General features: G+C 60.1%; 19 protein-coding genes. 16 read left to right on the plus strand and 3 right to left on the minus strand.

Features of this window, described 5'->3' with window-relative positions:
• Positions 1–140 precede the first annotated feature (140 nt).
• The 5 genes from A6U86_RS10780 (at position 141) to gyrB (ending at position 5481) form a co-directional block, all read left to right on the plus strand.
• Positions 141–842 carry a Tim44/TimA family putative adaptor protein gene (locus A6U86_RS10780; RefSeq protein ID WP_068390402.1) on the plus strand — a complete coding sequence of 234 codons (702 nt, stop codon included), beginning with the start codon at positions 141–143 and terminating at the stop codon, positions 840–842.
• The gene (locus tag A6U86_RS10785; RefSeq protein ID WP_068390405.1) at positions 839–1957 is read left to right on the plus strand and encodes a murein transglycosylase A; all 1119 of its coding nucleotides are present in this window, start codon (positions 839–841) and stop codon (positions 1955–1957) included. Before A6U86_RS10780 ends, A6U86_RS10785 begins: the two co-directional genes overlap by 4 nt.
• Complete coding sequence (locus A6U86_RS10790) at positions 1957–2541, plus strand: Smr/MutS family protein (protein ID WP_068390412.1); 585 nt, start codon at positions 1957–1959, stop codon at positions 2539–2541. The genes A6U86_RS10785 and A6U86_RS10790 overlap by 1 nt, the downstream gene beginning before the upstream one ends.
• Positions 2538–2903, plus strand: a complete 366-nt coding sequence (locus tag A6U86_RS10795) for a helix-turn-helix domain-containing protein (protein WP_068390414.1) — start codon at positions 2538–2540, stop codon at positions 2901–2903. The genes A6U86_RS10790 and A6U86_RS10795 overlap by 4 nt, the downstream gene beginning before the upstream one ends.
• Before the next feature lie 148 nt (positions 2904–3051).
• Positions 3052–5481: a DNA topoisomerase (ATP-hydrolyzing) subunit B gene (gyrB, locus tag A6U86_RS10800; protein WP_068390417.1), complete on the plus strand. Its 2430-nt coding sequence runs from the start codon at positions 3052–3054 to the stop codon at positions 5479–5481.
• 64 nt (positions 5482–5545) lie between these two features.
• Here gyrB and A6U86_RS10805 read toward each other — a convergent pair whose 3' ends face one another.
• Both A6U86_RS10805 and A6U86_RS10810 read right to left on the minus strand, forming a co-directional pair.
• Positions 5546–6145 carry a nitroreductase family protein gene (locus A6U86_RS10805; RefSeq protein WP_068390420.1) on the minus strand — a complete coding sequence of 200 codons (600 nt, stop codon included), beginning with the start codon at positions 6143–6145 and terminating at the stop codon, positions 5546–5548.
• 84 nt (positions 6146–6229) lie between these two features.
• Positions 6230–6529, minus strand: a complete 300-nt coding sequence (locus A6U86_RS10810; protein ID WP_068390423.1) for a DUF2218 domain-containing protein — start codon at positions 6527–6529, stop codon at positions 6230–6232.
• A 161-nt stretch (positions 6530–6690) separates the two neighbouring features.
• Between A6U86_RS10810 and A6U86_RS10815 the strand changes: the two genes are divergently transcribed.
• The 11 genes from A6U86_RS10815 (at position 6691) to A6U86_RS10870 (ending at position 18716) form a co-directional block, all read left to right on the plus strand.
• Positions 6691–7644 carry a glutathione S-transferase family protein gene (locus tag A6U86_RS10815; RefSeq protein ID WP_068390426.1) on the plus strand — a complete coding sequence of 318 codons (954 nt, stop codon included), beginning with the start codon at positions 6691–6693 and terminating at the stop codon, positions 7642–7644.
• 65 nt (positions 7645–7709) lie between these two features.
• Complete coding sequence (locus tag A6U86_RS10820; RefSeq protein WP_068390429.1) at positions 7710–9128, plus strand: pyridoxal-dependent decarboxylase; 1419 nt, start codon at positions 7710–7712, stop codon at positions 9126–9128.
• 132 nt (positions 9129–9260) lie between these two features.
• Complete coding sequence (locus tag A6U86_RS10825; protein WP_068390433.1) at positions 9261–10103, plus strand: fumarylacetoacetate hydrolase family protein; 843 nt, start codon at positions 9261–9263, stop codon at positions 10101–10103.
• A gap of 297 nt (positions 10104–10400) precedes the next feature.
• Positions 10401–11678: a polyhydroxyalkanoate depolymerase gene (locus A6U86_RS10830; protein WP_068390436.1), complete on the plus strand. Its 1278-nt coding sequence runs from the start codon at positions 10401–10403 to the stop codon at positions 11676–11678.
• A gap of 321 nt (positions 11679–11999) precedes the next feature.
• Entirely contained in the window at positions 12000–12440 is a 441-nt protein-coding gene (locus A6U86_RS10840) for a DUF2852 domain-containing protein (protein WP_068390441.1), read from the plus strand.
• A 95-nt stretch (positions 12441–12535) separates the two neighbouring features.
• Positions 12536–13297: a M48 family metallopeptidase gene (locus tag A6U86_RS10845; RefSeq protein ID WP_068390446.1), complete on the plus strand. Its 762-nt coding sequence runs from the start codon at positions 12536–12538 to the stop codon at positions 13295–13297.
• Positions 13298–13576: 279 nt separating this feature from the next.
• Complete coding sequence (locus A6U86_RS10850) at positions 13577–14245, plus strand: phosphoribosylanthranilate isomerase (protein WP_068390448.1); 669 nt, start codon at positions 13577–13579, stop codon at positions 14243–14245.
• Positions 14246–14248: 3 nt separating this feature from the next.
• Positions 14249–15463 (plus strand): tryptophan synthase subunit beta, encoded by a 1215-nt coding sequence (gene trpB / locus A6U86_RS10855; RefSeq protein WP_068390451.1) that lies wholly within the window; start codon positions 14249–14251, stop codon positions 15461–15463.
• Between the two features lie 10 nt (positions 15464–15473).
• Positions 15474–16313, plus strand: coding sequence for a tryptophan synthase subunit alpha (gene trpA, locus A6U86_RS10860; RefSeq protein ID WP_068390454.1), 840 nt, complete (start codon positions 15474–15476; stop codon positions 16311–16313).
• A gap of 106 nt (positions 16314–16419) precedes the next feature.
• Complete coding sequence (accD, locus tag A6U86_RS10865) at positions 16420–17331, plus strand: acetyl-CoA carboxylase, carboxyltransferase subunit beta (RefSeq protein WP_068390457.1); 912 nt, start codon at positions 16420–16422, stop codon at positions 17329–17331.
• Positions 17332–17363: 32 nt separating this feature from the next.
• A complete protein-coding gene (locus tag A6U86_RS10870; RefSeq protein ID WP_068390460.1) occupies positions 17364–18716 on the plus strand; it encodes a folylpolyglutamate synthase/dihydrofolate synthase family protein in 1353 nt (450 codons plus the stop codon).
• A gap of 280 nt (positions 18717–18996) precedes the next feature.
• Here the strand turns inward: A6U86_RS10870 and trxA are convergent, their stop codons facing one another.
• Entirely contained in the window at positions 18997–19317 is a 321-nt protein-coding gene (gene trxA, locus A6U86_RS10875; RefSeq protein ID WP_047633967.1) for a thioredoxin, read from the minus strand.
• Between the last annotated feature and the right edge of the window lie 22 nt (positions 19318–19339).

Consider the following 19339-nt stretch of genomic DNA (forward strand, 5'->3'; position numbering starts at 1 on the left):
CTGGTCCTGAATGCGGGTTTCTCGGCATGATCGTTAGTTGATCACGCATAATAAAGAAACTGGTCCGCTATTTGAATGATAGATCGATGCGGACTATATGGGGATTGAAACTTTAATTTTAACGGTGGTTCCGATACGAGATGGGTGCAAACGACTTTGTGACGATCTTTTTCCTGGTGGCAGCGGTGCTGATCTTCTTTCAGTTGCGCAGCGTCCTTGGCCGCCGCACGGGGAATGAGAAGCCGCCGCGCGATCTTTATAGCCCCACCGATGCGGCAAATGGTCAGACGGCGCCGGATGCCGGCAAGGTGGTGACCCTGCCGCGTCGCGATGCGACTGAAGAGGAAGATCGTTTTGCCGCCATCGACGCCTTCACGCCAGCAGGCACGCCACTGAATGATTCGCTGCGCGAAGTGAACAAGGCCGACCCCTCCTTCAATCCGAAGGAATTCGTCAATGGCGCCCGCATGGCCTACGAAATGATCGTCATGGCTTTTGCCGATGGCGACCGCAAGGCCCTGAAGGGGCTTCTGTCGCGGGAAGTCTATGATGGCTTCGATGCAGCCATTGCGGACCGCGAGGCCAAGGGCGAGAAAATCAAATCGACCTTCGTCGGCATCGACAAGGCCGACATGCTCAGCGCCGAGATGAAGGGAACGGAAGTTTTCGTCACCATGCGCCTCGTCAGCCAGATGATTTCGGCAACCTACGACAAGGCCGATACGCTGATCGATGGCGATGCGGAGACCGTTGCGGAGATCAGCGATCTCTGGACCTTTTCCCGCGATACGCGCTCGCGCGATCCGAACTGGAAACTTGTGGCGACCGAATCCGAACAATGACGAGCCCATCGCAGCAATTCAGGCTGGAGCCGGCAACCTTCGCCGATCTGAAGGGCTGGGAGGATGATGATCCTTCCAGCCTTTTTCGTGCAATGAAGGACTGTCGGACCCATGTCCGTGACCTGAAGCCCTATCGCACCGGTGTGGTCGGGCTAACCAGCAATGATCTCCTGGCGCTGCTTGATGCCGCCGAAGATCGCGAGCCGCAAGACGCCGCCGAGGCGCGGGCCTTCTTCGAAGAGCACTGTCAGCCCTTCTTCATCCGCCGCGGCGATGGAGGCAATGGTTTCGTCACGGCGTTTTTCGAGCCGGAAATCGAGGTTTCAAGTGCCCGGGACGAGACCTATCGCTATCCTTTCTATCGCCGCCCGGATGATCTGATCGATCTGGATGATGGCAACCGGCCCGCCGAACTCGATCCGTCTTACATGTTCGGACTGCTTCGCGATGGCGTCGTCTCGGCCTATCCCGATCGCGGCGAGATCGATCGCGGCTATCTGGACGGCAAAGGTCTGGAGATCGCCTGGGCGAAATCGAGGGTCGATGTCTTCTTTGTGCATGTGCAGGGCGCCGCCAGGCTGCGCTATCCCGATGGACGCCTGGGTCGCATCACCTATGCCGCCAAGGCCGGCCATCCCTTCTCCGCGGTCGGCCGCTTGCTGATCGACCGTGGCTTGCTCGATCGGGCGACGATTTCCATGCAGACGATTCGCGACTGGCTCTATGCGCACCCGCAAGAGGTCGACGAAGTCCTCGCACACAACCGATCCTATATTTTCTTCCGCGAGGCCGATGTCAGTGACGAGAGCCTGGGTCCGATCGCGGCCGCTAAGGTGCCACTGGTATCAGGCCGTTCGCTGGCGGTGGACCGACTGATCCATACGTTCGGCTTTCCTTTGTTCATTCGTTCGGAAAGCCTGACCCATCTCGACGACGGCAGGCCGTTCGCCAGGTTGATGCTGGCGCTCGATACTGGTTCGGCGATCGTCGGGCCGGCCCGCGGGGATATTTTTACCGGCTCGGGCTATGACGCCGGTGAGCTTGCCGGCACCGTGCGCAATGACGCCGATTTTTATATACTCATTCCAAAGGCGGCGGCGCAGAGGTTTGGCTGATGGCCCCGGAACGAAAGGACAAGGAGCGCAAGCTCAGCACGGAGGACCGCATCCTTTGGGGCAGGGTCGCAAAAAGCGCCCGGCCGATGCCCGGCCGCATGGCCGATATGGAAGCCTTCGAAGCCGCATTGGCGGCTGAAGCGGAGAGCGAGGAAAAGGCACGCGCGGCTAAATCGGCAACGGCTGCGGCGCCTGCCGAGACGCAAAACGCGACGACACCTGCAAAGCAGCCTTCCGGTAAGCATCATCAACTGGAGCGTCCGGTCAAACGCAAGATTGCCAAGGGGCGATTGGCGCTGGAAGCTCGCATCGACCTTCACGGCCTCATCCAGAGCGAGGCGCATGGCATGCTTCTGGATTTCCTTCTGCGCGCTCATGGGCGAGGACTTCGCCATGTACTCGTCATAACGGGCAAGGGCAGCTCCATGGGCAGCGAGGGCGCACTCAAGCGTGCCGTGCCGCTCTGGTTTTCCAAGCCGGAGTTCCGCTTCCTGATTTCTTCCTACGAGACGGCGGCGCAACATCACGGCGGCGACGGTGCGCTCTATATTCGGCTGTCCCGGCCAAAGGGGGACAGACCTTGACCCCTTTCGGCGAAGCGGTGCGAAAACTGAGATTGCGCAAGGGCGTCTCGCAAAAGGAAATGGCGGCGGCGCTCAATGTGTCGCCGGCTTATTTATCCGCCTTAGAACACGGAAAGCGCGGCACGCCGACCTTCGATCTCCTGCAGCGCATCGCCGGATATTTCAACATCATCTGGGATGAAGCCGAGGAATTGTTTCTGGTGGCGCGCTTTTCCGACCCGCGTATCGTCGTCGATACATCGGGACTGGCGCCCGAATATACGGCTTTCGTCAACCGGTTGGCGGGCAAGATTCGCAATCTTGACGCCGCCACCATCAAAGAGCTATCCCAGCTTCTCGAAAATGGCGGAAAATCAGGCTGAAAAGCGCCGTAATCCCCTGTTTTATACCTGATTTCGGGGCCTTCCGTTTGGAAGTTCGGGGTGAAACATCCTATATTCAGGGCAAGAAAAACCGCTGATTCGGCAGCAATCGGCGAGATTCTCTAAACACTGGAAAGACTTCAATAAAATGACCGATATAACCGAAAACGGCGGCAGCGCCGAATATGGCGCAGACAGCATCAAGGTTCTCAAGGGCCTTGACGCCGTGCGCAAGCGTCCCGGGATGTATATCGGTGATACGGATGACGGCTCGGGCCTGCATCACATGGTCTACGAAGTCGTCGACAATGCCATCGACGAAGCGCTGGCTGGTCACGCCGATATCGTCACGGTGACGCTTAATCCCGATGGCTCGGTGACCGTTACCGACAACGGCCGTGGCATCCCGACCGATATCCATACAGGCGAAGGCGTTTCCGCGGCCGAGGTCATCATGACCCAGCTTCACGCCGGCGGTAAGTTCGACCAGAATTCCTACAAGGTGTCAGGCGGTCTGCATGGCGTCGGTGTTTCCGTCGTCAACGCTCTGTCCGTCTGGTTGAGGCTGAAGATCCGCCGCCAGGGCCAGATCCATGAAATGAGCTTCACCCATGGCGTGGCCGATGCACCGCTGAAGCAAACCGGTGATGCCGGCAATGAGACTGGCACCGAAGTCAGCTTCATGCCGAGCTCCGAAACCTTCACCATGATCGAGTTCGATTACGGCACGCTGGAGCATCGCCTGCGCGAGCTGGCCTTTCTGAATTCCGGTGTGCGCATCCTTTTGACCGACAAGCGTCATTCCGACATCAAGCAGGAAGAGATGCTCTATGACGGCGGTCTGGAAGCTTTCGTTTCCTATCTCGACCGCGCCAAGAAGCCTCTGGTTCAAAAGCCGGTGTCGATCCGCAGCGAGAAGGACGGTATCACCGTCGAAGTCGCCATGTGGTGGAACGACAGCTACCACGAAAACGTGCTCTGCTTCACCAACAACATCCCGCAGCGCGACGGCGGCACGCATATGGCCGGCTTCCGCGCCGCACTGACGCGCCAGATCACCTCCTACGGCGAATCATCCGGCATCACCAAGAAGGAAAAGGTGACGCTGACGGGTGATGACTGCCGCGAAGGTCTGACGGCGGTTCTGTCGGTCAAGGTTCCCGATCCGAAATTTTCCTCGCAGACCAAGGACAAGCTGGTTTCCTCCGAAGTCCGCCCGGTGGTCGAAAGCCTCGTCAACGAAGCGCTCGGCACCTGGCTCGAGGAGCATCCGACCGATGCAAAGGTGCTGGTGGGCAAGGTCGTCGAAGCCGCTGCCGCCCGCGAAGCTGCCCGCAAGGCGCGTGAGTTGACCCGGCGCAAGGGCGCACTCGACATCGCCTCGCTGCCCGGCAAGCTGGCCGACTGCTCCGAGCGCGATCCCGCCAAGTCCGAAGTCTTCCTCGTCGAAGGTGATTCGGCCGGTGGTTCCGCCAAGCAGGGCCGTTCGCGCGAAAACCAGGCTATCCTGCCGCTGCGCGGCAAGATCCTCAACGTCGAGCGCGCCCGTTTCGACAAGATGCTGTCGAGCCAGGAAATCGGCACGCTGATCACCGCGCTTGGCACCGGCATCGGCAAGGACGAATTCAACGCCGACAAGCTGCGCTACCACAAGATCATCATCATGACGGACGCCGACGTCGACGGCGCCCATATCCGCACCCTGCTGCTGACCTTCTTCTTCCGCCAGATGCCCGATCTCATCGAGCGCGGCCATCTCTACATCGCCCAGCCGCCGCTCTATAAGGTGACGCGCGGCAAGTCGGTGCAGTATCTGAAGGACGAGAAGGCGCTGGAAGAATATCTGATCGGGCAAGGCCTCGATGATGCCAGCCTGCACCTGGGCAACGGCGAAGTACGTGCCGGCCAGGATCTGCGCGAGGTTATCTACGACGCGCTGCGCCTGCGCACGCTGATCGACAATCTGCATTCGCGCTACAACCGCGATGTCGTGGAGCAGGCGGCAATCGCCGGTGCGCTCAATGCCGAGGTGGTCAGCGACCCGAACAGGGCCGCGGTTCTCGTTGATGACGTCGCCAAGCGGCTCGATATCATCGCCGAGGAAACCGAACGCGGCTGGAGCGGTGCCGTGACCGGCGAGGGCGGTTTGCGCTTCGAGCGCGTGGTGCGCGGCGTCAAGGAAGTCGTTTCCCTCGACATGGCGCTGATTGGCTCGCAGGATGCGCGCCTCATCGACCAGCTCGGCGCCCGGCTAAAGGAAACCTATGATCTGCCGCCGAAGCTCATGCGCCGCGATGGACAGACCGAGATTTCCGGACCGCGCAAGCTGCTGGAAACGATTTTCGCCGTCGGCCGCAAGGGTCTTACCATGCAGCGCTACAAGGGCCTTGGCGAGATGAATGCCGAACAGCTCTGGGAAACGACGCTTGATCCGAACGTACGCTCGCTGCTGCAGGTCAAGGTTCCGGATGCGACCGATGCCGACGGCTTGTTTGCCCGGCTCATGGGCGATGAAGTCGAGCCCCGGCGCGAGTTCATTCAGGACAATGCCCTGAACGTCGCCAATCTCGACATCTGATTATTTTCTTCGACATGAAAAAGGCCCGCCGAAACTTTCGGCGGGCCTTTTGCTTTTCTATCAATCACTTGGCGATGAACGTGCCGTTGAAGGCGAGTTCCGAAAGCGGCTTGCGCTGGCTCGGTACTTCACGCTCGCGCAGCTTTTCCGGAAGCAGGTTCTTGTCGCCGACCTTACCGATTGCGACAGCGGCTTCGACGCGGAAACCATCCGGGATACCGAGAACCTCATAGGACTTCTCGACATGGAAACCAGTCATGCCGTGTGCTTCGTAGCCGGCTAGATGTGCCTGGATTGCCAGGAAGCCCCAGGCGCTTCCGGCATCGAACGAATGGCTGTAGCTGGGCTTCTGCTCCGCGGAGCCAAGCTCGCCATTATGGGTGCGGGAGATGACGAAAAGCAGCGCGGATGCGGATTTCACCCAGCCTTGGTTGAACTCGACCAGCACGCTGAGGAACTTCTCCCAATGCTCCGAGCCGCGCAGCGCGTAGAGAAAACGCCAGGGCTGCAGGTTCGAGGCCGACGGCGCCCAGTGGGCTGCTTCCAGAATGGTCAGAAGATCCGCTTCCGGGATCGCCTCGTCGGTAAAGGCGCGGGGCGACCAGCGATCGAGAAAGAGCTTGTCGATCGGATATTGCGATTCGCGGTTATTGCTTGAGGTCATGGGGCTTCTTTCCTTCGGAGGGAGCCAGCTGTAGATTGCCGGGAAACGGAAGGCGGGCTGGCGATAAATATGGAGATGAGGAACCTATGGGTTGGCCGCATCGGCGGTCCAGGCGATGTCGAGCTCTTCTCGGAAGGCAAAGCGCTTGAGATGGTCGGCGACGACAGCCTGCATGCGTTCGAGATCTTCGGGTTTCTCGACGGTCAACGTCATGATCAGGCTGGTGGCGTTTGCTGCCAATCCCAGAGATGACTCCGGGCTGAAAGGCACCTTGCCCGCGGCTTCGTTGAATTCCACCTCAAATCGATGGCTCCAGTGCTTGCAGAGCTGCTGCAGGTAGCGACTGGCGTGATCGGTTCTGACGGTGGAAACGGATTTTGCCATGGGATGCTCCGGGGAACTTGATCATGAAACGCAGGTTTTCATACATAGAGGCATCTTCACGCGCCAGGTAGACAGTCTGTTTCAAGTTTACGTTATTCCGGCAGAATTCTATTCCGCTATGCTGTCGCCATGAAGAAACGCGCGCGTTCGGAGATGGAACCTTGCTGGTAAACGGAAAATGGACAGAAGACTGGCAGCCGGTCCAGGCCAAGGATGAAAAGGGCGGCTTCGTTCGCCAGACATCCAGTTTTCGCAATTGGGTGACGCCCGATGGCCGACCGGGCCCGACAGGCGAGACTGGCTTCAAGGCAGAGGCTGGCCGGTATCATCTCTATGTCGCGCTGATCTGCCCCTGGGCGTCGCGCACGCTGATCGGCCGCAAGCTGAAGGGTCTGGAAGAGGTGATCTCCGTTTACATCGTCGAGCCGGCGCTATCCAAGCAGGGTTGGCGCTTCGGCGACTATCCCGGCGCGACGGATGACCCGATCAACGGCGCCACCTACATGCACGAGATTTACACGAAGGCCGATCCGCTTTTCACCGGCCGGGCGACGGTGCCGGTCCTGTGGGATAAGCAGGCCGGCACGATCGTCAACAATGAGTCATCGGACATTCTGCGCATGCTGAATGATGGTTTCGGCGATCTCGCCCGCAACAACATCGATCTCTACCCGGCTGAAAAGCGCGGGGATATCGACAGCTTCAATGCGCGGATATACCCAGCCCTCAACAATGGCGTCTATCGCACCGGTTTCGCGACGACACAGATTGCCTATGAGGAAGCGTTTCGCGAGGTGTTCGACTGCCTCGATTGGGTGGAAGCTCAGTTGGAAGGCAAGGACTTTCTCTTCGCCACCAATCCCACCGAAAGTGATATCAGGCTGTTCGTCACGCTCGTCCGCTTCGATCTGGCCTATCACGGCCTTTTCAAATGCAATCTCCGGCGTCTGTCGGACTACGCCAATCTTCAGTCTTTCTGCCGGCGCATGCTCGATTGGCCGGGCATTGCCGAGACTGTGAATTTCGACCATATCAAGCGCGGCTACTACTCCATATCAACGCTCAACCCCACTGGCATCGTGCCGCTCGGGCCGGCGCTGGACGAGGTGTTCTGATACTCGACCACCTTCCAAAACCCGTCTAAGGTCCACCTCGCTTTGATGGAAGAGGGAGGACCGTCATGAATTGGGAGGAGTTCCGGCAGTGGTCGGAGAAGGCGGCAAATTGGGGTGCGGACTATCGCGCCTCGCTTCGCGACAGGCCGGTGCGACCAAGGACGGCCCCTGGCGAAATAGCGGCGCACATCGCGGATTCCCCACCGGAATCGGGCGAAGCCATGGAGGATATCTTCAAGGATTTTGAGGATATCCTCGTGCCCGGCATGACGCATTGGCAGCATCCGCGTTTCTTCGCCTATTTTCCTGCCAATGCCGCCCCGGTTTCCGTCGTCGCCGAATATCTGGTCAGCGCCATCGCCGCCCAATGCATGCTCTGGCAGACCTCGCCCTCCGCCACCGAGCTGGAGACGAAGGTTGTCGATTGGCTGCGCCAGGCCCTCGGCCTTCCCGAGAGCTTCACCGGCGTCATCCAGGATTCCGCCTCGACCGCAACCCTTGCCGCTGTTCTGGTTATGCGCGAGAGGGCGCTGGACTGGCAGGGCAACAGCCGCGGTCTCGCGGTCAACAAGGCAGTGCGCATCTACTCCACCGATCAGGTCCACACCTCGATCGACCGCGCCATCTGGATCTCCGGCGTCGGCGCGGAGAACCTGGTGCGCATCCCCTCCGGCGGTCCCAACAAGGCCATGGATCCACAGGCACTTGCCGCCGCCATAGAGCGTGATCGCGCTGCTGGACTGCTGCCGGCCGGCGTCGTCGCCTGCGTCGGCGGCACCAGCGTCGGTGCCTGTGACGACATTGCCGCCGTCGTCGATGTCGCCCACGCAAACGGGCTCTACGTGCATGTCGATGCCGCCTGGGCGGGTTCGGCGATGATCTGCCCGGAATTCCGCGAACTTTGGCAGGGTGTGGAACGCGCCGATTCCGTTGTCTTCAACCCGCATAAATGGCTCGGCGCGCAGTTCGATTGCTCCGTCCAGTTCGTGCGCGAGCCGGAAACGCTGGTGCGCACGCTGGCCATCCAGCCCGAATATCTGCGTACGCACGGTCATGACGGCATCATCAACTATTCCGAATGGTCCGTGCCGCTCGGCCGCCGCTTCCGGGCGCTGAAGCTCTGGTTCCTGCTGCGTTATCACGGGCTGGAAGGACTGCGGGCGATGATCCGCAACCATGTTACCTGGTCCCAGAATCTGGCTAAGCGCCTGGCGGCCGAACCCGATTTCGAGATCGTCACCGAGCCTTTCCTGTCGCTGTTTTCGTTCGATCACAAGGCACCCGCCGGCATCGATCAGGAAAGCCACACCCAGCGCGTCATCGCCGCGATCAACAATGATGGCCGCATCTATCTGACGCAGACCCGCGTTGCCGGTCGTCTGGTCATTCGCTTTCAGGCCGGACAGTTCGAGGCAACGGCCGCGGATATCGACACGGCGTTTGAGGTTATCGTCGAAATCGCCAGGTCATTACATCAATCCTAGAAACACTGTTGTTCCGGTGCCGCAAGCCAAGGCATGCTATGCTCTTCGAAATCGATTGGTGACACTGGTGAATAATTCGTTCATATATGGTGGAAACAATCTCATCTTTGGAAATGCAGGGAAGGAAAATCCATGAAATTGTTGCGTGTTGGCGAAGTCGGCAAGGAAAAGCCGGCGCTTCTGGATAGTGATGGCAAGATCCGCGATCTCTCGGCCCATGTCGCCGACATCGGTGGCGAGGCGATTTCGCCCGCAGGCCTTGCGAAGATCGCAGCGCTCGATCCGAAGAGCCTGCCGGAATTGGCGGAAGGCCGCCTCGGCGCCTGCGTTGCCGACACCGGCAAATTCATCTGCATCGGCCTGAACTTCTCCGACCACGCCGCCGAAACCGGCGCCACCGTGCCGCCGGAGCCGATCATCTTCATGAAGGCGACCTCGGCCATCGTCGGCCCGAACGACAATGTGTTGATCCCGCGCGGTTCTGAAAAGACCGATTGGGAAGTCGAGCTCGGCGTTGTCATCGGCAAGACGGCGAAATACGTCAGCGAAGCCGACGCTCTCGATTATGTCGCCGGTTACTGCGTCTCCCACGACGTGTCCGAGCGCGCCTTCCAGACCGAGCGTTCGGGCCAGTGGACCAAGGGCAAGTCCTGCGACACTTTCGGCCCGATCGGCCCCTGGCTCGTCACCAAGGACGAGGTTGCCGATCCGCAGAACCTCGGCATGTGGCTGAAGGTCAACGGCAAGACGATGCAGAACGGTTCCACCAAGACTATGGTCTATGGCGTCGCCTTCCTCGTCTCCTACCTCAGCCAGTTCATGTCGCTGCATCCGGGCGACGTCATCTCCACCGGCACGCCTCCGGGCGTCGGCATGGGCATGAAGCCGCCGCAATATCTGAAGCCGGGCGATGTCGTCGAGCTTGGCATGGAAGGCCTCGGCTCCCAGCGCCAGACTTTCCAGGCCGATGCCTGAGGCCTCGGGCTCAGGAACTTTAACCTTTTGAGATCATTCTTGATGCCGGAGAAGCGATTCTCCGGCGTTTTTTATAGGTAGAGCCATCAGTATTTATGTTGCTCTGCAGCAAAAACTGCTAGGCTGGATAGTAAGAGCTTAAAGAATGACTATCGCGCCGAGGAGCCGTGATCATTCCGCTGCGCAGCGCAACTGGAGGAGCGTTGCAATGAAGGCAGCGATACGCGAGGCGCGTAGGTTTTGAAAATCATGTGATTTGCGAGTACGCGTGCCCGCATTTCGAAAGGTAACGCCCCCATGTTTTATCAGTTTTACGAACTCAATCATGCCGCTCTCGCACCTTTTCGCGCTGCGGCCGACATGATGCGCCTGGCCTATGCCAACCCGCTTAATCCGCTGTCGCACACCATGCTCGGGCGCACGCTGACGGCAAGCCTCGAAGTGTTCGAGCGCACCACCAGGCGCTACGGCAAGCCGGAATTCGGCCTTCACGAGACGCAGATCGAGGGCAAGCCGGTCTCGGTGCACGAGAAGATCGTCTGGAAGAAGCCGTTCTGCAATCTCATCCGTTTCGAGCGCAGCCTGCCTGCCGGTCATACAGCCGATCCCCGCATCCTGATCGTTGCGCCGATGTCCGGCCACTATGCAACGCTGCTGCGCGGCACCGTGGAAGCCCTTCTGCCGGGCGCCGATGTCTACATCACCGACTGGATCGATGCTCGCATGGTGCCGATGACCGAGGGCACCTTCGATCTGGAAGACTATATCGATTACGTCATCGAGATGCTGCACCATCTCGGTCCGGACACGCATGTCGTTGCCGTCTGCCAGCCGTCGGTGCCGGTTTTGGCCGCTGCCGCCGTGATGGAAGCAGCCGGCGATCCGCTGTCGCCCGCATCGATGACGCTGATGGGCGGTCCGATCGACACGCGCATCAATCCGACGGCGGTCAACCAGCTCGCCAAGGACAAGCCGCTGGAATGGTTTGCCGATAACGTCGTCATGAACGTGCCCTGGCCGCAGCCGGGCTTCCTGCGTCCGGTCTATCCCGGCTTCCTGCAGCTTTCCGGCTTCATGTCGATGAACCTTGACCGGCATATGATCGCGCAGAAGGATTTCTTCGTGCATCTCGTCAAGAATGACGGCGAGCCGGCCGAGAAGCACCGCGATTTCTATGACGAATATCTGGCTGTCATGGATCTGACGGCGGAATTCTATCTGCAGACGGTTGATCAGGTATTCATCAAGCACGCGCTGCCCAAGGGCGAGCTCATGCATCGCGGCCAGCTCGTTGATCCCTCCGCCATCCGTAACGTCGCGCTGCTGACCGTCGAAGGCGAGAACGACGATATTTCCGGCGTCGGCCAGACGCAGGCGGCGCAGACCATCTGCACCAATATCCCCGATCATATGCGCATGCACTATCTGCAGCCCGATGTCGGCCACTACGGCGTCTTCAACGGCTCGCGTTTCCGCCGCGAGATCGCGCCGCGCATCCTCGCCTTCGCCCGCGAGCATGCCCGCACCGGCCGTCCGGTCGTCAAACGGGTGATCAAGGGCGGTAAATCCGCCTGAGGTCACGGAAAATCTAATAGATACAGCGACTTGGCGGCTCGACAACGCATCGAGCCGCTCCAGCAGCGCAAACTATTAGCTTTTGTTGAATTATCCGCGCGGATTCAAGCACTTGTCGGATTTCGCCTGAAGATGCCATTGAAGGCTCACGAAGAGGTTACCATCTCGATTCCAGCGGTACCGCAGATGATCGGGCCGTTTACCGCGCCGCGCGTCCTTTGAACGCGCTGAGATGCTGTAGAGATTTAAAAACCGCGCAGAACCCTTACCATCGATCGGTGTCGGTCGAGGGGGCGATGCGCCGTGCGAGGACACCTTACGATGAACCAATCTGCATTGCTTCGCCCGGATTGGACTCCGGCTACCATTGCCCTCATGGTCCTTGGCTTCGTGGTCTTTTGGCCCCTCGGCTTTGCCATGCTCGCGTATATTCTCTTCGGGGAACGTCTGCGGGATTTCAAACGGGATGTGAATGAAAGGGCCGACGGCGTGTTTGCCGGCTGTGGCCGTCGTCGCGGCCGCAACCGTCACTCTTTCTCCACCGGCAACGTCGCCTTCGACGACTGGCGCAAGGCCGAACTTGAACGCCTTGAGGAGGAACGCCGCAAGCTCGACGAGATGCGCGCCGACTTCGACGGCTATGTCCGCGAGCTGCGCCGCGCCAAGGACCAGGATGAGTTCGACCGCTTCATGCGTGAGCGCAACAGCGTCAAGCGCAACGACAACAATGGCGGCCCGGCAACGGAATTCCAGACGCCGTGACCTCTAGGCCTTCAATATAATTAATCGAAACCGGCATCATCAGGTGCCGGTTTTTCTTTGCCCGATATCATCCCGAATCGTATAAAACTGCTTCCATGTTTCCGCTTCTATCCCGATCACGAAGATCTCCAGCCAAGCCGCCCGCGCCGGAAACGCGCACCTTGGACATTGCTGGCCGTCTGATGCCCTTGACCATTCGCCAGCATGAGCAGGCGACGCGGATCACGCTCAGGATCGAGCCCGGCGGCCGGGCGCTGAAGATGACCATTCCGCGCGGTCTTGCCGCCCGTGAGGTCAATGCCTTTCTCGACCGGCATCAGGGCTGGCTTCTGACCAAGCTGGCCAAATTCACCACGGATAGCGGCCTGCGCAGCGGCAGCGAAATCCTTCTGCGCGGCGTGCGCCACCGGATCGAGCATACCGGCACCGTGCGCGGCCTGACCGAAGTGGTGACCGTGGATGGCCTGCCGGTGTTGCGCGTCAGCGGCCTGCCCGAACATGCCGGCCGCCGCATCGCGACGTTCCTGAAGAAGGAAGCGCGCGCCGATCTGGAAAAGCTCGTGGCGGTGCACGCCGGAGCAATCCGCGCCACGGTCTCTTCCATCACCATGAAGGATACCCGCAGCCGCTGGGGCTCCTGCTCGTCGCAGGGAAACCTCAGTTTCTCCTGGCGCATCGTCATGGCGCCGCCACTGGTGATCGACTATCTCGCCGCCCATGAGGTCGCGCATTTGCGCGAAATGAACCACGGCCCGCGCTTCTGGGCGCTCTGCCGCAAGCTCTGCCCGGACATGGACGAAGCCAAGGCCTGGCTGAAGCGCCACGGCAGCCAGCTGCATGCGATCGATTTTGATTGAGTGCATGTAGGCGCGCGCAAACCAGTAGCATATCGACGGATTGGCCCCTCATCCGTCCTCTCACAGTTTCGCTTCGCTCAATTGTTCGAGTCCACCTTCTCCCCGCACGCGGGGCGAAGGGGTTTGTCGTGACGGCCCCCTCTCCCCGTCAAAACGGGGAGAGGGCTGGGGCTAGGGGCACTTTCCATTTTATATGCAATGGCCTTGGAGCCGCGCAAAAATCCCGCCAACGTCGCCTTTAGGCTCGACTCTTTTGAAATTTCATGTCACTCCGCTGCCATGAACCCCGATGTCAAAATTTGTGGCCTGAAGACGCCGGAAGCGGTGGATCGTGCGCTTGAGCGCGGTGCTACCCATATCGGCTTCATCTTCTTCGAGAAGAGCCCGCGCTATATTGAGCCCGATCTGGCCGGCCAGCTGGCCGAGCGCGCGCGCGGCAAGGCAAAGGTTGTGGCCGTCACGGTCAATCCCACCAATGACGATCTCGATGAGATCATGGCGCTGGTGCGGCCGGATCTATTGCAGCTCCATGGCAATGAAAGCCCGGAGCGTGTGCTGACCATCAAGGCGGTGCATAATGTCCCCGTCATGAAGGCCATGTCGGTGCGCGACGCGGATGATCTGAAGCGGGTGGAATCCTATATCGGCATTGCCGACCGCTTTCTGTTCGACGCCAAGCCGCCCGTCGGCTCGGAGTTGCCGGGTGGAAACGGTGTGTCCTTCGATTGGAGCTTGATGAGCTGGCTCGACGATCGGGTTGACTACATGCTGTCCGGCGGCGTCAACAAGGACAATGTCGCCCTGGCGCTCGCATCCACCAAGGCCACGGGCATCGATCTTTCCTCGGCCGTCGAAAGCGCGCCGGGTGTAAAGGATCTGGGCAAGATCGACCAGTTTTTCGACGCTTTTGCAGAAGCATGCCTGCCGGAACCGGCAGCAGGGAGTTAGAGAGTGAACCAGACGCCAAAACCCAATTCCTTCCGCTCCGGCCCCGATCAGGACGGTCGTTTCGGCATTTACGGCGGTCGTTTCGTTGCCGAAACGTTGATGCCGCTGATCCTGGATCTGCAGGAGGAATGGGCAAAGGCGAAGGACGATCCGGCCTTCCAGGCGGAATTGAAGTCGCTCGGCACGCATTATATCGGCCGCCCGAGCCCGCTTTATTTCGCCGAGCGCCTGACGGCAGAGCTTGGCGGCGCCAAGATCTATTTCAAGCGCGAAGAGCTGAACCACACCGGTTCGCACAAGATAAACAATTGCATCGGCCAGATCCTGCTTGCCAAGCGCATGGGCAAGACCCGCATCATCGCCGAAACCGGCGCCGGCCAGCATGGCGTTGCTTCAGCAACGGTTGCCGCCCGCTTCGGCCTGCCCTGCGTCGTCTACATGGGCGCGACCGATGTCGAGCGTCAGGCGCCGAACGTCTTCCGCATGAAGCTGCTAGGCGCCGAAGTCATTCCGGTAACGGCCGGCAGCGGCACGCTGAAGGACGCCATGAATGAGGCTCTTCGTGACTGGGTTACCAATGTCGACGATACCTATTATCTGATCGGCACGGCTGCCGGCCCGCATCCCTATCCGGAAATGGTTCGCGATTTCCAGGCCGTCATCGGCACGGAAGCCCGCGCGCAGATGCTGGAAGCCGAAGGGCGCCTGCCGGATCTCGTCATCGCGGCTGTCGGCGGCGGTTCGAATGCGATCGGCATCTTCCATCCGTTCCTCGATGACGAAAGCGTCAAGATCGTCGGCGTCGAAGCCGGTGGCAAGGGCCTTGAGGGCGACGAGCACTGTGCCTCCATCACTGCCGGTTCGCCCGGCGTGCTGCACGGCAACCGCACCTATCTGCTGCAGGATGGCGACGGCCAGATCAAGGAAGGACATTCGATTTCGGCTGGCCTCGATTATCCCGGCATCGGCCCCGAGCATTCCTGGCTGAACGATATCGGCCGCGCCGAATATGTGCCGATCATGGACCATGAGGCGCTGGAAGCCTTCCAGACGCTGACGCGCCTCGAAGGCATCATTCCGGCGCTCGAGCCGAGCCATGCGCTCGCCGAAGTGATCAAGCGCGCCCCGAAAATGGGCAAGGACGAGATCATCCTGATGAACCTCTCCGGCCGTGGTGACAAGGATATCTTCACCGTCGGCAAGATTCTGGGAATGTGAGTTAGACGCCATGACCGCACGTATGGACAAACGCTTCGCCGCTCTGAAGGCTGAAGGCCGCCCGGCACTCGTCACCTATTTCATGGGTGGCGATCCCGACTACGACACTTCGCTCGGCATCATGAAGGCGCTGCCGGAAGCCGGCGCCGACGTGATCGAGCTCGGCATGCCCTTTTCCGATCCCATGGCCGACGGCCCGGCGATCCAGCTTGCTGGCCAGCGTGCGCTGAAGGCCGGCCAGACGCTGAAAAAGACGCTGCAGCTCGCCACCGATTTCCGCAAGGTGGACGCCGATACGCCGATCGTTCTGATGGGCTATTACAATCCGATCTATATTTATGGCGTCGAGACGTTCCTCGATGACGCGCTTGCCGCTGGAATCGACGGCCTGATCGTCGTCGACCTGCCGCCGGAAATGGATGACGAGCTCTGCATTCCCGCCATCAACAAGGGCATCAACTTCATCCGCCTGGCGACGCCGACCACGGATGAGAAGCGCCTGCCGGCGGTTCTGAAGAACACGTCCGGTTTCGTCTATTATGTCTCGATGAACGGCATCACCGGTTCGGCCCTGCCGGACCCGTCGCTGGTGTCCGGCGCCGTAGAGCGCATCAAGCAGCACACGGATCTGCCGATCTGCGTCGGCTTCGGCGTCAAGACGGCCGAACATGCCAAGGTCATCGGCGGCTCTGCGGACGGCGTCGTCGTCGGCACCGCCATCGTCAACCAGATCGCCACCAGCCTCACCAAGGATGGCAAGGCGAGCGCCGACACCATCCAGGCCGTCGCCACGCTCGTCCGCGGCCTGTCAACTGGAACGCGTTCCGCGCGCCTTGTTGCTGCCGAATAATGTCCCCATATAGCCTCTCTTCAATCGTTGCGGATTGAAGAAAAGGCCTATGGGAATTAGGTGGTGACTACGATATCGATTGATATGGTCGATTAGGAGTTTCGAATTGAACTGGATCACGAATTACGTTCGCCCGCGGATCAACTCCATGCTGGGCCGTCGCGAGGTTCCCGAGAATCTCTGGATCAAGTGCCCGGAGACCGGCGAGATGGTCTTCCACAAGGATCTGGAAGACAATAAGTGGGTCATCCCCGCCTCCGGTTTCCACATGAAGATGCCGGCCAAGGCCCGCCTTGCCGATCTCTTCGACAATGGCGACTATGAAGCCCTGCCGCAGCCCAAGGTCGCGCAGGACCCGCTGAAGTTCCGCGACTCGAAGAAATATACCGACCGTCTGAAGGACAGCCGCGTCAAGACCGAGCAGGAAGACACGATCCTTTCCGGCGTCGGCAAGGTTCGCGGCGTCAAGCTCGTTGCCGTCGTGCACGAATTCAATTTCATGGGCGGTTCGCTCGGCATTGCCGCCGGCGAGGCCATCGTCAAGGCGTTCGAGCGTGCGATTTCCGAGAAATGCCCGCTGGTCATGTTCCCGGCTTCTGGCGGCGCGCGCATGCAGGAAGGCATCCTCTCGCTGATGCAGCTGCCGCGCACCACGGTTGCCGTCGACATGCTGAAGGAAGCAGGCCAGCCCTATATCGTCGTTCTCACCAATCCGACGACCGGTGGCGTCACCGCTTCCTACGCCATGCTTGGTGACATTCACCTGGCTGAGCCGGGTGCGGAAATCTGCTTTGCCGGCAAGCGCGTCATCGAACAGACGATCCGCGAGAAGCTGCCGGAAGGGTTCCAGACCTCGGAATACCTGCAGGAGCATGGCATGGTCGATATGGTCATCAAGCGCCACGATATTCCGGATACGCTGGCGACCCTCCTGAAGATCCTGACCAAGGCGCCGGCAAATGATGTGGACGCCAAGAGCAAGAATGGCGCTGCGCTGGCGGTAGCCGCAAGCGCCTGATATCATCGAAGGCCGAAAGGCGGAGGTGCGGGATGACGGCTATGGATCAATCCGCAACGAGCGAGGCAGCCCGGGAAATCGAAAAGCTGATGGGGCTGCACCCCAAGGGCTTCGACCTCTCCCTGGAGCGGATAACCCGGCTGCTCGATGTTCTCGGCAATCCTCACAGGAAATTGCCGCCGGTGATACATGTCGCCGGCACCAACGGCAAGGGTTCGGTGACGGCCTTCTGTCGCGCCCTGCTCGAAGCCGGCGGCTATAGCGTCCACGTCCATACCTCGCCGCATCTCGTCAATTGGCACGAGCGTTACCGTATCGGCGTCAAGGGCGGACGCGGCGCGCTTGTCGACGATGCCGTTTTTGCCGATGCGCTCAGGCGCATTGCCGAGGCCAATGACGGCCAGAAGATCACCGTTTTTGAAATCCTGACGGCCGCGACCTTCCTGCTCTTTGCCGAGCATCCGGCCGATGCCGCCGTCATCGAGGTCGGCCTCGGCGGTCGCTTCGATGCCACCAACGTTATTTCCGATCCGGCCGTCTCGGTCATCATGCCGATTTCGCTCGATCATCAGCCTTATCTCGGCGATCGGGTCGAGCTGATCGCGGCCGAGAAGGCCGGCATCATGAAATCAGGCCATCCTGTGGTCATCGGCCATCAGGAATATGATGCCGCGCTCGACGTGCTGATCTCGACCGCCGAACGGCTGCGCTGCCCAACCGCCGTTTTCGGACAGGATTTTTCGGCCCATGAGGAATATGGCAAGCTGGTCTATCAGGACGAGTTCGGCCTCGGCGATCTGCCGCTGCCGCGCCTGCCGGGCCGTCACCAATATGGCAATGCCGCCGCCGCCATCCGCGCGGTGAAGGCCGCCGGTTTCGTCGTCACGGAAGCGATGATGGAAAAGGCGATGACATCGGTCGAATGGCCGGGGCGCCTGCAGCGGCTGACGGAAGGCAATCTCATCGCGCATGCGCCTGAAGGTGCGGAAATCTGGGTCGATGGCGGCCACAATCCCGGCGCCGGTGAGGTGATTGCCGAAGCCATGGCCAATTTCGAGGAGCGCCAGCCGCGGCCGCTCTTCCTGATCATCGGCATGATCAACACCAAGGATCCCATTGGTTATTTCAAGGCCTTCGCCGGTCTTGCGGAAAAGGTCTATTGCGTGCCGATCCGCGCCAGCGATGCGATGATTGATCCGGTCATTCTGGCGAATGCTGCCTATGATGCCGGTCTTGTCGCCGAGCCGATGTCGAATGTCAGCGAGGCGCTGGAGGCAATCAAGGCCTTCGCAGTGCCGGGCTCGGCCGCCCCGCGCATCCTGATCGGCGGCTCTCTTTATCTTGTCGGCGATGTCCTTGCCGACAACGGCACGCCGCCTCGATAATTCCGGCGCGCCCGTCATTCGCCATCCGCCCTCGTGGTTCGAGGCTCCGGCACCTTCGACGAGCTCAGGAGCCTACGCACCTCACCATGAGGACTAGCCTCCCGCGCAAGATGGCAGAGTGGATTAATCCCAGGAGACAGTAATCTATTTGGGTGAAGGTGCGCGCTCCACCTCACCCTGAGGAGCGAAGCCTCGAAGGGCGAGGATGGCCCGTGCTTTACGACCAAAATAAAAAAGCCCGGTCGAGCCGGGCTTTTTTAGTTCATTCAGTCGATACTGATCAGGATGCGCTGGAGATCCAGTTCTGCAGGGCAGTCTTCGGAGCAGCGCCGACCTTGATGTCGGCAACTTCGCCGCCCTTGAACATGGCAAGCGTCGGAATCGAGCGAACACCGAACTGGGCGGCCAGTTCCGGGTTCTCATCGATGTTGAGCTTGGCGACCTTGACCTTGCCTTCGAACTGAACGGCGAGTTCTTCAAGGGCCGGAGCGATCATCTTGCACGGACCGCACCATTCGGCCCAGAAATCAACGACGACAGGCTCTGCGGACTGAAGGACTTCGGCAGCGAAGTTGGAAGTATCGACTTTAACGGTAGCCATAGACTACTCCTTTATCAGGATT

It is taken from the genome of Rhizobium sp. AC27/96, assembly GCF_001692325.1.
Classification (GTDB): Bacteria; Pseudomonadota; Alphaproteobacteria; order Rhizobiales; family Rhizobiaceae; genus Rhizobium.

Bases quoted from the DNA above. Each gene is read 5' to 3' on its own strand.
- A6U86_RS10780 (WP_068390402.1), top strand. From the start codon at position 141: ATGGGTGCAAACGACTTTGTGACGATCTTTTTCCTGGTGGCAGCGGTG.
- A6U86_RS10785 (WP_068390405.1), top strand. From the start codon at position 839: ATGACGAGCCCATCGCAGCAATTCAGGCTGGAGCCGGCAACCTTCGCC.
- A6U86_RS10790 (WP_068390412.1), top strand. From the start codon at position 1,957: ATGGCCCCGGAACGAAAGGACAAGGAGCGCAAGCTCAGCACGGAGGAC.
- gyrB (WP_068390417.1), top strand. From the start codon at position 3,052: ATGACCGATATAACCGAAAACGGCGGCAGCGCCGAATATGGCGCAGAC.
- A6U86_RS10805 (WP_068390420.1), bottom strand. From the start codon at position 6,145: ATGACCTCAAGCAATAACCGCGAATCGCAATATCCGATCGACAAGCTC.
- A6U86_RS10810 (WP_068390423.1), bottom strand. From the start codon at position 6,529: ATGGCAAAATCCGTTTCCACCGTCAGAACCGATCACGCCAGTCGCTAC.
- A6U86_RS10820 (WP_068390429.1), top strand. From the start codon at position 7,710: ATGAATTGGGAGGAGTTCCGGCAGTGGTCGGAGAAGGCGGCAAATTGG.
- A6U86_RS10825 (WP_068390433.1), top strand. From the start codon at position 9,261: ATGAAATTGTTGCGTGTTGGCGAAGTCGGCAAGGAAAAGCCGGCGCTT.
- A6U86_RS10830 (WP_068390436.1), top strand. From the start codon at position 10,401: ATGTTTTATCAGTTTTACGAACTCAATCATGCCGCTCTCGCACCTTTT.
- A6U86_RS10840 (WP_068390441.1), top strand. From the start codon at position 12,000: ATGAACCAATCTGCATTGCTTCGCCCGGATTGGACTCCGGCTACCATT.
- A6U86_RS10845 (WP_068390446.1), top strand. From the start codon at position 12,536: ATGTTTCCGCTTCTATCCCGATCACGAAGATCTCCAGCCAAGCCGCCC.
- A6U86_RS10850 (WP_068390448.1), top strand. From the start codon at position 13,577: ATGAACCCCGATGTCAAAATTTGTGGCCTGAAGACGCCGGAAGCGGTG.
- trpA (WP_068390454.1), top strand. From the start codon at position 15,474: ATGACCGCACGTATGGACAAACGCTTCGCCGCTCTGAAGGCTGAAGGC.
- A6U86_RS10870 (WP_068390460.1), top strand. From the start codon at position 17,364: ATGACGGCTATGGATCAATCCGCAACGAGCGAGGCAGCCCGGGAAATC.
- trxA (WP_047633967.1), bottom strand. From the start codon at position 19,317: ATGGCTACCGTTAAAGTCGATACTTCCAACTTCGCTGCCGAAGTCCTT.